This is a genomic window from Streptomyces sp. DH-12 (assembly GCF_002899455.1).
GTDB lineage: Bacteria > Actinomycetota > Actinomycetes > Streptomycetales > Streptomycetaceae > Streptomyces.
Map to the genome: position 1 here is coordinate 2,654,783 of NZ_PPFB01000001.1, position 12,775 is coordinate 2,667,557.

At 71.3% G+C, this 12,775-nt stretch carries 12 protein-coding genes; all 12 read right to left on the reverse strand.

Features of this window, described 5'->3' with window-relative positions; translation table 11 throughout:
• Positions 1-12: 12 nt before the first annotated feature.
• The 12 genes from atpE to rho all read right to left on the reverse strand — a co-directional run bounded on the left by atpE (position 13) and on the right by rho (position 12,752).
• On the reverse strand, positions 13-243 hold the full coding sequence (atpE, locus tag C1708_RS10500) for an ATP synthase F0 subunit C (protein WP_106412420.1): 231 nt from the start codon (positions 241-243) through the stop codon (positions 13-15).
• A gap of 72 nt (positions 244-315) precedes the next feature.
• Positions 316-1,137 (reverse strand): F0F1 ATP synthase subunit A, encoded by an 822-nt coding sequence (gene atpB, locus C1708_RS10505; RefSeq protein ID WP_106412421.1) that lies wholly within the window; start codon positions 1,135-1,137, stop codon positions 316-318.
• Positions 1,138-1,362: 225 nt separating this feature from the next.
• Complete coding sequence (locus tag C1708_RS10510) at positions 1,363-1,800, reverse strand: Cg1360 family ATP-synthase-associated protein (RefSeq protein ID WP_106412422.1); 438 nt, start codon at positions 1,798-1,800, stop codon at positions 1,363-1,365.
• A gap of 335 nt (positions 1,801-2,135) precedes the next feature.
• Complete coding sequence (locus tag C1708_RS10515) at positions 2,136-3,491, reverse strand: MraY family glycosyltransferase (protein WP_106412423.1); 1,356 nt, start codon at positions 3,489-3,491, stop codon at positions 2,136-2,138.
• Positions 3,492-3,626: 135 nt separating this feature from the next.
• Complete coding sequence (glyA, locus tag C1708_RS10520; RefSeq protein WP_106412424.1) at positions 3,627-4,862, reverse strand: serine hydroxymethyltransferase; 1,236 nt, start codon at positions 4,860-4,862, stop codon at positions 3,627-3,629.
• A 102-nt stretch (positions 4,863-4,964) separates the two neighbouring features.
• Positions 4,965-5,642 carry an arsenate reductase/protein-tyrosine-phosphatase family protein gene (locus C1708_RS10525; protein ID WP_106412425.1) on the reverse strand — a complete coding sequence of 226 codons (678 nt, stop codon included), beginning with the start codon at positions 5,640-5,642 and terminating at the stop codon, positions 4,965-4,967.
• On the reverse strand, positions 5,639-6,286 hold the full coding sequence (locus C1708_RS10530; RefSeq protein ID WP_106412426.1) for an L-threonylcarbamoyladenylate synthase: 648 nt from the start codon (positions 6,284-6,286) through the stop codon (positions 5,639-5,641). Before C1708_RS10530 ends, C1708_RS10525 begins: the two co-directional genes overlap by 4 nt.
• A gap of 56 nt (positions 6,287-6,342) precedes the next feature.
• Complete coding sequence (gene prmC, locus C1708_RS10535) at positions 6,343-7,188, reverse strand: peptide chain release factor N(5)-glutamine methyltransferase (protein WP_106412427.1); 846 nt, start codon at positions 7,186-7,188, stop codon at positions 6,343-6,345.
• A 25-nt stretch (positions 7,189-7,213) separates the two neighbouring features.
• Entirely contained in the window at positions 7,214-8,281 is a 1,068-nt protein-coding gene (gene prfA, locus C1708_RS10540; protein WP_106412428.1) for a peptide chain release factor 1, read from the reverse strand.
• A 107-nt stretch (positions 8,282-8,388) separates the two neighbouring features.
• Entirely contained in the window at positions 8,389-8,610 is a 222-nt protein-coding gene (rpmE, locus tag C1708_RS10545) for a 50S ribosomal protein L31 (protein WP_006130146.1), read from the reverse strand.
• A 167-nt stretch (positions 8,611-8,777) separates the two neighbouring features.
• Entirely contained in the window at positions 8,778-10,541 is a 1,764-nt protein-coding gene (locus C1708_RS10550; RefSeq protein ID WP_106412429.1) for a trypsin-like serine protease, read from the reverse strand.
• Between the two features lie 180 nt (positions 10,542-10,721).
• Entirely contained in the window at positions 10,722-12,752 is a 2,031-nt protein-coding gene (rho, locus tag C1708_RS10555; protein WP_106412430.1) for a transcription termination factor Rho, read from the reverse strand.
• Positions 12,753-12,775 lie beyond the last annotated feature (23 nt).

A 12,775-nucleotide genomic window follows, 5' to 3' on the forward strand; every position in this document is an offset into this window, starting at 1 on the left:
TGGATCAGGTGATTACAGGCCGTAGACGAACGGCATGACCAGGCCGATGAGGGCGAGCGCCTCACAGAAGGCGAAGCCGAGGATCTGGTTGGCGCGGATCAGGCCGGCGGCCTCGGGCTGGCGGGCGATGGCTTCGGTGCCCTTACCGAAGATGATGCCGACGCCGATGCCGGGGCCGAAGGCGGCGATGCCGTAGCCGATGGAAGCGATCGAGCCGGTCACGGCGGCGAGGGTCTGGGACATGCCAGTTCTTCCTTTTCTTCACGGTTTCCGATGGGGGTGGGCCATCGGACGACTGGGGCGGGTGAGGGACGCTCAGTGGTGCTCGGCGAGCGCGCCCTGGATGTAGGTGACGGCCAGCAGGACGAAGACGTACGCCTGCAGAGCCTGGATGAAGAGCTCGAAGGCCGTCATCACGAGGACCATGACGAACGAGACGCCGGCGTAGGCGATCCCGATGCCGTTCAGCAGGTACCAGCTCGCGATGGTGAACAGCACCAGCAGGATGTGGCCCGCGAACATGTTGGCGAAGAGTCGCACGGCGTGGGTGAAGGGCCGCACGAGCAGGTTCGAGAAGGCCTCGATCAGCATGACGACCGGCAGGGCCGCACCGAGCGACTTGTCGTAGCCGGTGAAGTTCTTGAAGGCGCCCACGAAGCCGTGCCGCTTGAAGGTCAGCGACACCCACACCACGTAGACGAGCAGAGCGAGCACCGCCGGGTAGGCGATGATCGACGTCACCGGGAACTGGGCGAGCGGAACGATGGACCAGAGGTTCATGATCCACACGAAGAAGAACAGCGCGACGATGAAGGGGACGAACTTCTCGCCCTCGCGCTTGCCCATCGTCTCGTAGACGACGCCCCGGCGGACGAAGTCGTAGCCGGCCTCGGCGACCATCTGGAGCTTGCCGGGGACCACCTTGGGCCGGCGGAAGGCCGCCCAGAAGAAGGCGATCACGACGAGCGAGCCGAGCAGCGCCAGCAACATCGGCTTGTTGAAGTACAGGTTGCTGTCGCCGTCGCCCCAGAGGGGCTTGAACAGGAACGAGTGCAGCCCGGGAGACGGAAAGCCACAGCCGTCGAAGATGTGGCAGTCGGTCTCGAAGGCGAGCACCTGCGTCGGGTCAGCACTCACCGCGGGCTCCTTCGGCGTGGCGCATGGATGGGGCAACCTCGTGGAGTCGGCGCGGCACGAGGCCGCGGATCGTCACGGGACTGGTGGAACGGATGTGGGGGCGGCTGTGAGGCGTCTCGCCTCGCGATACGGCAGGCGTCGTCTCGGATGCCCGCGCCCGCGATGCCGCGGTTGGCACCGGACGATAGCAGGGCCGCCCGCGCGCCTTTATCCCGGCCCTACAGCTCACTGCTCGTGCCCCTGGTTCTTCTTGCCCGCGTCCGCCGGAGCCTCGGGCTCCACGTAGGGAGTCTTGGCCGTCATGGTGGCGCGCGCCTGTGCCGCGACCCAGGTCAGGGTGCAGGCGAGCAGTCCGAGCGCGAACACCTTCGGGTGGAACAGCGTGGTGTCCTTGAAGAGGGCGATGAAGACGAAGATCAGCAGGAGCTGCGTCATGTACATCATCAGCCCCATCGCCTGGAACAGGTGGGGCAGTTGCCGAGCGACCCGCTGAAGCACGTAGAGCCCGGTGCCCATGAGGACGATCACGAGCACGGCACCGATCAGCGCCCCGATCGCTCCCTTGCCGCCTTCGACGGCGGCGCCGATCGCGACGGCGACCGCACCGACGACAGCGGTGGGCACGGCGGCCTGGATCAGGATCCGGGCGTCGTTGGACGGCATGGCGGCAGCTCCGCTGGTGCAGGGGGCAAAGCGAGAAGGGGTACGAGGAGTGTCGTCGTGGACGAGCGTAAACCCCGGGCAGGGTGCACAGCACCGGTCGCCCGCGAACCGTCGTACCACGGTCCGCCGACTCCGCCCGGCGAGACTCGTGAACGGTATCACAAACTATTTGAGCGAGACTTTACCTGCGAGGTGTGGAGCACGTCACGCACGAGGGTGAAAGCGCGCAGATGAGCGTGAGCAAGGACGCGATGTCTGATATAAGGCGCTTTGCCGCGCCAACGGGAGCCCATCGAAGCCCCAGGACTTGGCAATCTCTAGTCGGATTCTTACCTTCACTGCGTCCGGTCTGCCCATTCGGCACGGGCGCCGACAGCCGTGGCGCCGTTGGCCCCCGAGACCCCGGCGGCCACCGGGTCGCGGTCGCCGGCCGGGGGAGCCGCCTGCGGGCCTTCGGCGGCCTCCTGGGCCGTCTCCGGGGCCGTCTCCGGGGCCGCGGCCCCCAGGGCCGTCACGGAGGCGCGGCGACGGCGGTAACGCGGCGGCACGAAGGCCTCCGCCCAGCGCGGCGCGCGCGGGGTGAAGCGCGGCAGCAGGAGCAGCACCAGACCGAGGGTGGAGAGGATCACCACGCTCAGCACGATCCACATCGACGCCGAGTTCACCGAGTAGGCCAGCGCGCCGAAGGCGATCAGCGCCGACCAGAAGTACATGATCAGCACCGCCCGGCTGTGCGAGTGGCCGATCTCGAGGAGCCGGTGGTGCAGATGCCCCCGGTCCGCGGCGAACGGCGACTGGCCGCGCCAGGTGCGCCGCACGATGGCCAGGATCAGGTCGGCGGCCGGCACCGCGATGATGGTCAGCGGCAGCAGCAGCGGGATGTACACCGGCACCGTCTGGTGCACGGCCTCCTTCTCCGAACCGGCGAACAGCTTCAGCGCGTCCGGGTCCACCTGGCCCGTGACGGAGATCGCGCCGGCCGCCAGCACCAGCCCGATGAGCATCGAGCCGGAGTCGCCCATGAAGATCCGCGCCGGGTGCATGTTGTGCGGCAGGAAGCCCAGGCACATGCCCATCAGGATCGCCGCGAACAGCGTCGCCGGGGCGGCCGCCTCGATGCCGTACGAGTACCAGATGCGGTAGGCGTACAGGAAGAACGCGGTCGCCGCGATGCACACCATGCCGGCCGCGAGACCGTCCAGGCCGTCCACGAAGTTGACCGCGTTGATGGTGATGACGACCAGGGCGACGGTGAGGAGCGTGCCCTGCCACTGGGTGAGCGCGACCGAGCCGACGCCGGGGATCGGCAGCCACAGGATCGTCAGACCCTGCATGACCATCACGCCGGCGGCGATCATCTGCCCGCCCAGCTTGATCAGGGCGTCGATCTCGAACTTGTCGTCCAGCACGCCGATCAGCCAGATCAGCGCGGCCCCCGAGAGCAGCGCCCGCGGCTCGTTGGACTTCTCGAACAGCGTGCCGAGGTTGGTGAGGTGGTCGGCGACCAGCAGGCCCGCGCACAGGCCGAAGAACATCGCGATCCCGCCGAGCCGCGGAGTGGGCTCCCGGTGCACGTCGCGTGCCCGGATCTCCGGCATCGCCCCCGCCACGATCGCGAACTTCCGTACCGGTCCGGTCAGGAGGTACGTCACCGCGGCCGTGATGCAGAGCGTCAGCAGGTATTCACGCACGGGCTTCCCCACAGATCTCGCTGGCCTTCACAGCCCCACACCCTAGCGAGGGGCGCATACGAGTGGGGACTTCCGGATGGCGACGATGGTTGCACGGACGGTTTCGCCGACGGCGGCCCGCCCCGGACGTCCGGCTCAGCGCGGGTACGGCGGGAAGGCCGCCACCAGGTCCCGTACGTCCTTCCGGACCCGTGCCGGGTCCGTGCCGCCGCGCAGCACGCGCGCCAGCAGACCGGCGACCAGCGTCATCTCCCGGGTTCCCATTCCCTGCGTGGTGACCGCCGCCGTGCCCAGCCGCAGCCCTCGGCCGTCGCGCGGCAGCGCGCAGCAGTCCAGGACCAGGCCCGCCGCCGCCAGCCGGCCGCGCGCGGTGCGGCCGTCGACGCCGAGCGGGGCCGGGTCGGCGGTGATCAGGTGGGTGTCGGTGCCGCCGGTGGTGACCACGAGCCCCTCGGCGGCGAGGGCGGCGGCCAGCGCCCGCGCGTTGGTCACCACCTGGTGGGCGTAGGCGGCGAAGGCCGGGGTCGCCGCCTCGCCGAAGGCGACCGCCTTGGCGGCGATGGTGTGCATCTGCGCGCCGCCCTGCGTGAAGGGGAACACCGCCCGGTCCACCCGCTCGGCCAGCTCCCCGCCGCACAGCAGCATCCCGCCGCGCGGCCCCCGCAGCACCTTGTGCGTGGTCGCGCACACGATGTCCGCGTACGGCACCGGGCTGGGCGCCGCTCCCCCGGCGACCAGGCCCATGGGGTGCGCCGCGTCCGCGATCAGGTACGCGCCCACGTCGTCGGCGACCTCGCGGAAGAACGCGTGGTCGATGTGGCGGGGGTAGGCGGTGGAGCCGCACACGATCGCCTTGGGGCGGTGGGCGCGGGCCAGGGCGCGGACCTGCCCGTGGTCGATCAGTCCGCTCTCCGCGTCCACCCCGTAGCCGACGAAGTCGAACCAGCGGCCGGAGAAGTTCGCCGGCGAGCCGTGGGTGAGGTGGCCGCCGTGGGGCAGGCCGAGGGCGAGGACGGTGTCGCCGGGGCGCAGCAGGGCCGCGTAGGCGGCGAGCACCGCGGAGGAGCCGGAGTGCGCCTGGACGTTGGCGTGCTCGGCGCCGAACAGCGCCTTGGCGCGGTCCACGGCGAGCCGTTCGGCCACGTCGACGATCTCGCAGCCGCCGTGGTGCCGGCTGCCCGGGTAGCCCTCGGCGTACTTGTTGGCCAGCGGCGAGCCCAGGGCGGCCAGCACGGCGGGCGACATGAAGTTCTCCGCGGCGATCAGCTGGAGCGTGGTCGCCTGCCGTTCGCGCTCCCCGAGCAGCACCTCGGCGAGCTCGGGGTCCTGCCGGCGCAGGACATCGGCCTCGAGCGCATGGGTGACCGTCATCATGGACTCCCGGACGTCGGCACTGGCGTACGACCAATGTAGGCCCGCCCGTCCCGGTGCGCCCGCGTTCCCGCACCCGTCCCGTGGGGCGCCGCCGGCCGCTCAGGTCCGCGTCGGCACTCCGGTCAGCGCCGTCACCACCGGGTCCAGCGCCTGGTGTATCTCGTCGCCGATGGACCGGAAGAAGGTCAGCGGGGCGCCGTACGGGTCGTGCACCTCGTCCGCCTCGGCGGTGGGCGCCAGCAGCCAGCCGCGCAGCGCGGCGGCCGCGCGGACCAGGGCGCGGGCGCGCATGACCAGCCCGTCCTCCAGGGGCGGCAGGGTCGCCGGGTCGATCGCGTTCACCAGGCGGGTGAACTCCTTCAGCGTGAAGGTGCGCAGCCCCGCCGAGTGGCCCATGGAGATGACCTGGGCGCGGTGGTCACGGGTGGCGGTCAGCACGAGGTCGGCGCGGATGACGTGCTCGTCGAGCAGCTCCCGGCCCGTGAAGCCGGAGGCGTCCGCCCCGTACTCCGCCAGCACGGTCTCCGCGTGGGCCTCCATCGGGGCGCCCTCGTGGCCCCAGGTGCCGGCGCTCTCGACGATCAGCCCGCCGCCCAGGACGCCCAGGCGCTGGTGCACGAAATGCCGGGTCAGCCGCTCGGTGATGGGCGAGCGGCACACGTTCCCGGTGCTGACGTGGAGGATGCGGAAGGTGTCGCGCGGAAACCCGAAGGTGGTCGTCACCTCCGCGTCGGATTCCTCGTTGCCTATGCCACGCCCCGCCTCAGGGGCCGTCAATTCGCCACCTCGAGATCGGGTACCACCTTGCGCAGTTCGTCGGGCGAGAGCGCGCCTTCGCGCAGCAGCACGGGCACCGGGCGGGTGACGTCGACGATGGAGGACGGCACGTTGCCCGGGGTGGGCCCGCCGTCCAGGTAGACGGAGACGGAGTCGCCGAGCATCTCCTGGGCGGCGTCGCAGTTCTCCGGCGCCGGGTGTCCGGTGAGGTTGGCGGAGGAGACGGCCATCGGGCCGACCTCGGTGAGCAGCTCGATGGCGACCGGGTGCAGCGGCATGCGCACCGCGACCGTGCCGCGGGTGTCGCCGAGGTCCCACTGGAGGGACGGCTGGTGGCGGGCGACCAGCGTCAGCGCGCCCGGCCAGAAGGCGTCGACCAGCTCCCAGGCCATCTCGGAGAAGTCGGTGACCAGGCCGTGCAGGGTGTTCGGGGAGCCGATGAGGACGGGCGTGGGCATGTTGCGGCCGCGGCCCTTGGCCTGGAGCAGGTCGGCGACGGCCTCCGCGGTGAAGGCGTCGGCGCCGACGCCGTACACGGTGTCCGTCGGCAGCACCACGAGCTCGCCCCGGCGCACGGCGGACGCGGCCTCACGCAGACCGGTCGCGCGGTCGGTCGCGTCGTTGGTGTCGTATCGCCGAGCCATCTAGCGGGCCTCCTCGTACAGGTGCTGCTGGGGGGATGAAGTGTGCGCCCGGCCGGTCACGGCAGCGCCTTGCGTGCGGTGGCGAACCGGGGTCGGTTGTTCAGGTCGGGGTGGTCGGCCGCGTCGGTCCAGCCGCGGTCCTCGGCGAAGATCCACGGCACCTGGCCGCCCTGGGTGTCGGCGTGCTCGACGACGACCACCCCGCCGGGGCGCAGCAGCCGGTGCGCGGTGCGCTCCAGGCCGCGGATCAGGTCGAGGCCGTCCTCGCCGGAGAACAGGGCCAGTTCGGGGTCGTAGTCGCGGGCCTCCGGGGCGACGTACTCCCACTCGGTGAGCGGGATGTACGGCGGGTTGGAGACCACCAGGTCGACCTGGCCGTCGAGGTCGGGGAAGGCCGTCAGGGCGTCCCCCTGGCGCAGTTCGACCCGGGACCCCTCCATGTTCCTGCGGGTCCACCGCAGGGCGTCCTCGGACAGCTCCACGGCGTACACGCGCGAACGCGGCACCTCCTGCGCGAGAGCCAGCGCGATGGCGCCGGAGCCGGTGCACAGGTCGACGATGCAGGGCTCGACGACGTCCATCGCGCGGACGGCGTCTATGGCCCAGCCGACGACCGACTCGGTCTCGGGGCGCGGGACGAACACCCCGGGACCCACCTGGAGCTCCAGGTAGCGGAAGTACGCCCGGCCGGTGATGTGCTGGAGCGGCTCGCGGGCCTCGCGGCGGGCGATGACCTCCCAGTACCGGGCGTCGAAGTCGGCGTCCTTGACCGTGTGCAGCTCGCCGCGCTTGACGCCGTGCACGAACGCGGCGAGCTCCTCCGCGTCGGTGCGCGGCGAGGGCACGCCCGCGTCGGCGAGCCGCTGGGTGGCCTGGGCCACCTCGGCGAGCAGCAGGTTCACTGGTCCTCCGGACTGTCTACGGGGCTTACGCGGCGGCGAGCTTGGCGGCCGAGTCCGCGTCGACGCAGGCCTGGATCACCGCGTCGAGGTCGCCGTCCAGGACCTGGTCCAGGTTGTACGCCTTGAAGCCGACGCGGTGGTCCGAGATGCGGTTCTCCGGGAAGTTGTACGTGCGGATCTTCTCGGAGCGGTCGACGGTGCGGACCTGGCTGCGGCGGGCGTCGGCGGCCTCGCGCTCCGCCTCCTCCTGCGCCATGGCGAGGAGCCTGGAGCGCAGGATACGCAGGGCCTGCTCCTTGTTCTGCAGCTGGCTCTTCTCGTTCTGGCAGGAGGCGACGACGCCGGTCGGGAGGTGCGTGATGCGCACGGCGGAGTCCGTGGTGTTCACCGACTGCCCGCCGGGGCCGGACGAGCGGTAGACGTCGATGCGCAGGTCGTTCGGGTTGATCTCGACGTCGACCTCCTCCGCCTCGGGGGTCACCAGGACGCCCGCGGCCGAGGTGTGGATGCGGCCCTGCGACTCGGTGGCGGGCACCCGCTGCACGCGGTGCACCCCGCCCTCGTACTTCAGCCGGGCCCACACGCCCTGGCCGGGTTCGGTCTGCCCGCGGGACTTCACCGCGACCTGGACGTCCTTGTAGCCGCCCAGCTCGGACTCGGTGGCGTCGATGATCTCGGTCTTCCAGCCGACGCGCTCGGCGTAGCGCAGGTACATGCGCAGCAGGTCGCCGGCGAACAGGGCGGACTCGTCGCCGCCCGCGCCCGCCTTGATCTCGAGGATGACGTCCTTGTCGTCGCTGGGGTCGCGCGGGACGAGCAGCAGCCGCAGCTTCTCGGTGAGCTGCTCGCGCCGCTGCTCGAGGTCCTTGACCTCGGCGGCGAAGTCCGGGTCGTCGGCGCCCAGTTCACGCGCGGTCTCGATGTCGTCGCCGTGCTGCTTCCAGGAGCGGTACGTGGCGACGATCGGGGTGAGCTCGGCGTAGCGCTTGTTCAGCTTGCGCGCGTTCGCCTGATCGGCGTGGACCGACGGGTCGGCGAGCTTCTTCTCCAGGTCGGCGTGCTCGGCGACGAGTTCCTCGACGGCCTCGAACATCTTGGGCTCCTGCTGGTACGTGGGTGAAGGGGCGGGCGACCAAAAACGCCGGTCCCGGCCTGCCCCCCGGACGGGGGCGCGGCCGTGGACCGGCGATTCGGGGCTCGCTACTTCTTGGAGCCGGCGGCCTTGCCGAAGCGGGCCTCGAAGCGGGCCACACGGCCACCGGTGTCGAGGATCTTCTGCTTGCCCGTGTAGAACGGGTGGCACTCGGAGCAGACCTCGGCGCGGATGTTGCCGCTGGAGATCGTGCTGCGGGTGGTGAACGACGCGCCGCAGGTGCAGCTGACCTGCGTCTCGACGTACTCGGGGTGGATGTCGCGCTTCAAGGTGTCTCCTAGGTTCCGGGAGGGCGCCGGGTCGCCGCCGCGGGATGCGGGAGCGTGAACCGGAGCCGACGTACCAGTCTGCCAGGACTGGGGCCGTCTCCCAAAACGGGGGTGGCCCCGGAATCATTCCCGGGGCCGCCCCGCGGTCCCGCGGACGCGCTGTGGGCTCAGCCCAGCACGTCGTACTGCTGGTAGCCGGTGCCCATGGAGACCCGCGCCGAGAAGAACGGCGCGGTGCTCCGTCCGGTGCCCCGGTAGGCGTACAGCGTGCCGCTCGGGGTGCGGGCCAGCAGGTCCGCCCTGCCGTCGCCGCTGACGTCGCCGACCGTGACGAGGGCGTTGTACGTGGTGCTCTTCCACGTGGCCAGCTTGGTCCGGCCCGTGAAGGAGCCGGAGCCGGCCTTGCCCGTGCCCTTGTACAGGTACAGGTCGCCGGTGCTGCGGACGCGGGCCACCAGGTCGGTCCGGCCGTCGCCGGTGAAGTCGCCGTGGCCGCGCAGGACGTCGAACCCGCCCCAGCCCGTGCCGGTCTTCAGACGCGCCGAGAAGGTGCCGTTGCCCTTGCCCGGGTAGGTCCACAGCACGCCCGCGGAGTCCACCATCAGCAGGTCGGGCACGTAGTCGCCGGTCACGTCACCGGGGGTGACGATCTGCCGGACGGACTTCCAGCCGGTGCTGAGCCGCTTGGTGGCCCAGGTGCCGCTGGAGATCACGTAGTGCGCCCAGTACACGGTGCCGTCGGTGGCGCGGTAGACCAGGTCCTGGTAGCCGTCGCGGTCGAGGTCGGTCTGCAGGACGGTGTTGACGCCCCTCCAGTCCCCCCACTCCTCCTGGGCGGCGAACCGGGAGCTCAGCGAGTTCCGGGAGTAGCCGACGCCCGTGGACTTCTTGCGGGCCCACAGGTCGGCGCGGTGGTCGCCGTTGATGTCGGTGTCGTCGATGCGCGGGTAGGTGGCGCCGACGTAGGTGGTCACCTTGGTGAAGACGCCGTAGGCGCCCTTCGCCACGCAGTCCTCGACGCCCCAGGAGACGACGCCCACGATCCGGTTGCCGACCACGAGCGGGCCGCCGGAGTCGCCGTTGCAGGCGGTGGTGGTGCCGGCGTCGCTGCCGGTGGCGGGCGTGCCCGCGCAGACCATGTGCCCGCGGACGTAGTCGCTGCCCCAGGCTCCGGCGCAGGTGGCGTCGGACTGGATGGGCAGCGTGGCCGTCTTCAGGACGTCGGAGACCTCGTCGTTGGTGGAGGTGGTGCGCCCCCAGCCGTAGACCCGGGCCTTGGTCCCGGCCGCGTACGAGGCGGTGTCGCCCGCCGTCGTCATGCGGATCGGGGTGGCCTTCACCGGCACCGGCAGCGTGAGCACCGCGATGTCGTTGTCGATGGTGGCGTCCTTGTACGCCGGGTGGTGCCACTGCCGCCAGACACCGGTGGCGGTGCCGCCGTGCAGGTCGCCGCCGGCGGAGGGCAGCTGGGCGGTGCCCGTGACGACGGCGCCGTTGGAGTACCAGTCGTAGCCCTTGACGCAGTGCGCGGCGGTGAGGATCTTCGTCGGCGCGACGACGACGCCGCCGCAGAAGAAGCCGAAGTCGTTGGCCTCGTCGTAGTAGTGCAGCTGCGCCATCCAGGGCGCGGAGGCGATCGTGGTGGTGGTGCCACCGATGATCTTCGCGTCGATGCCGGAGTCGCTCTTCGTGGTGGAGCTGAGCGGCGCCTTGTCCTTCGCCCGCGCGGCTTCGTCCGCCGCCATGGCTCCCACGACGCGGCGGGTCAGCTCGGCCTGGGACGGCGACTCCATCGCCGGAGCGACCGTCGGCTGCGGCAGCACGGGCGCGGCCTGGGCGGCCGGCGCCGTCAGCAGCGCCGCGCCGACCGCCGCGGCGGCACCGGCCGCGACGACGGCGATCCGGCGTCTGTGGCGGCCGGATCCGGACATGGGTGTATCCATGCAATTCCCCCCTCGGGATGATGAGTTCGGGCTTGAGATCCCTTCAGGGACAGCCCGAAGCAGCGTGATCGTACACCTGTCCGACGACATCCGTGCACGAAAAACGGCCGCCCCGTTAAGGGACGGCCGTTCGTCGTGCCCGCGCGGGGGCCCGGGAAGGGGGTGACGTCAGTCGCCGTTGCCCGGCGTCGGCGTCGTCTTCTGGATCTGCATGAGGAACTCGACGTTCGACTTGGTCTGCTTCATCTTGTCGAGGAGCAGCTCGATCGCCTGCTGCTGGTCGAGCGCGTGCAGCACCCGGCGCAGCTTCCAGACCACGGCGAGCTCCTCGTTGCCGAGCAGGATCTCCTCCTTGCGGGTGCCGGACGCGTCGACGTCCACCGCGGGGAAGATGCGCTTGTCGGCGAGCTTCCGGTCGAGCTTGAGCTCCATGTTGCCGGTGCCCTTGAACTCCTCGAAGATCACCTCGTCCATGCGGGACCCGGTGTCCACCAGGGCGGTGGCGAGGATGGTCAGCGAGCCGCCGTCCTCGATGTTGCGGGCCGCACCGAAGAAGCGCTTCGGCGGATACAGGGCGGTCGAGTCGACACCACCGGACAGGATGCGGCCGGAGGCCGGGGCGGCGAGGTTGTACGCACGGCCCAGGCGGGTGATCGAGTCGAGCAGCACGACCACGTCGTGACCCAGCTCCACCAGGCGCTTGGCGCGCTCGATGGCCAGCTCGGCGACCGTGGTGTGGTCCTCGGCCGGGCGGTCGAAGGTCGAGGAGATGACCTCGCCCTTCACCGACCGCTGCATGTCGGTGACCTCTTCCGGACGCTCGTCGACGAGGACGACCATCAGGTGGCACTCGGGGTTGTTGTGGGTGATCGCGTTGGCGACCGCCTGCATGATCATGGTCTTGCCGGTCTTCGGCGGGGCCACGATCAGACCGCGCTGGCCCTTGCCGATCGGCGACACGAGGTCGATGATCCGCGTGGTCAGCACGCCCGGGTCGGTCTCCAGACGGAGCCGGTCCTGCGGGTACAGCGGGGTCAGCTTGTTGAACTCCGGGCGGCCGCGGCCGTGTTCGGGCGCCATGCCGTTGACGGAGTCCAGGCGCACCAGCGCGTTGAACTTCTCGCGCCGCTCGCCTTCCTTGGGCTGGCGGACCGCACCGGTGACGTGGTCGCCCTTGCGCAGGCCGTTCTTGCGGACCTGGGCGAGGGAGACGTACACGTCGTTCGGACCGGGCAGGTAGCCGGAGGTCCGGATGAAGGCGTAGTTGTCGAGGATGTCGAGGATGCCCGCGACGGGGATCAGGACGTCGTCCTCGGCGACCTGCGGCTCGGCCACGTCGTCACGGCCACGGCGGCCACGGCGGTCGCGGTAGCGGCCGCGACGGCCACGGCGGCCGCCTCCGTCGTCGTCGTACCCGTCGTCCTGCCGGCCTCCGCCGCCGCCCTGCTGGGTCTGCTGACGGCCGCCGCCCTGGCTCTGCTGCTGGTCGTCGCCCTTGGTGCGGCGGTCGCGGTCGCGGCCTCGGTCACGGTCACGGCCGCGGTCACGCCGGCGGCCCTCGCCGCCGTCGTGGTCGGACTTGCCCTCGCCCTGCTGCGACTGCTGCTGCGCCGGGGCCTCGGTCCTGGTCTCGGTCTTCGCCTCGGCCGTGACCGTCTCCGTCGCGGCGGCCGGGGCGCCCGCGTCGGCGGTGGCGCGACGGCGGCGGCGCTCGGTGGGAGCGCTCTCCCCGGCCTGCTCGGCGGCGGAGGCCTTCGGCGAGGGCTGGCCCGGGATCTCGATCTGCTGCTGGGCCGCGGCCTTGTCGGCGGGCGCCTGCTCGGCCTTGGCCTCGGCCTTCTTCCCGGCCTTCTCCGCCTTCTCGGCCGTGTCGCCCGTACGGGCGCGGGAGGTGGCGCGGCGCTTGGGCTTGGTCTCGGCGGACTCGGCCTTGGCCGGGGCGTCCCCGGAGGCGGAGCCTCCACCGGCGGCCTGCGCCTCCTTGATGACCTCGATCAGCTGGCTCTTGCGCATGCGCGCGGTGCCCCTGATGCCGAGGCCGGATGCGACCTGCTGCAGCTCGGCCAGCACCATGCCCTCGAGGCCGGTACCGCGGCGCCGCCGGGAGCCGGCACCGGAGGCAGGCGCGGAAGCGTCCGTGGCGGGCGCGGCAGCGGTCTCCTCGACACGTGCGCCCATCAGATCGGTGGTGTCGCTCACGAAGGGTCCTTCCCTGGAGCGGA

Excerpts from the sequence above, each read along its gene's own strand:
- atpE (WP_106412420.1), bottom strand. The coding sequence starts at position 243 with ATGTCCCAGACCCTCGCCGCCGTGACCGGCTCGATCGCTTCCATCGGC.
- C1708_RS10510 (WP_106412422.1), bottom strand. The coding sequence starts at position 1,800 with ATGCCGTCCAACGACGCCCGGATCCTGATCCAGGCCGCCGTGCCCACC.
- glyA (WP_106412424.1), bottom strand. The coding sequence starts at position 4,862 with ATGACGGTCACCCATGCGCTCGAGGCCGATGTCCTGCGCCGGCAGGAC.
- C1708_RS10530 (WP_106412426.1), bottom strand. The coding sequence starts at position 6,286 with ATGGCTCGGCGATACGACACCAACGACGCGACCGACCGCGCGACCGGT.
- prfA (WP_106412428.1), bottom strand. The coding sequence starts at position 8,281 with ATGTTCGAGGCCGTCGAGGAACTCGTCGCCGAGCACGCCGACCTGGAG.
- C1708_RS10550 (WP_106412429.1), bottom strand. The coding sequence starts at position 10,541 with ATGTCCGGATCCGGCCGCCACAGACGCCGGATCGCCGTCGTCGCGGCC.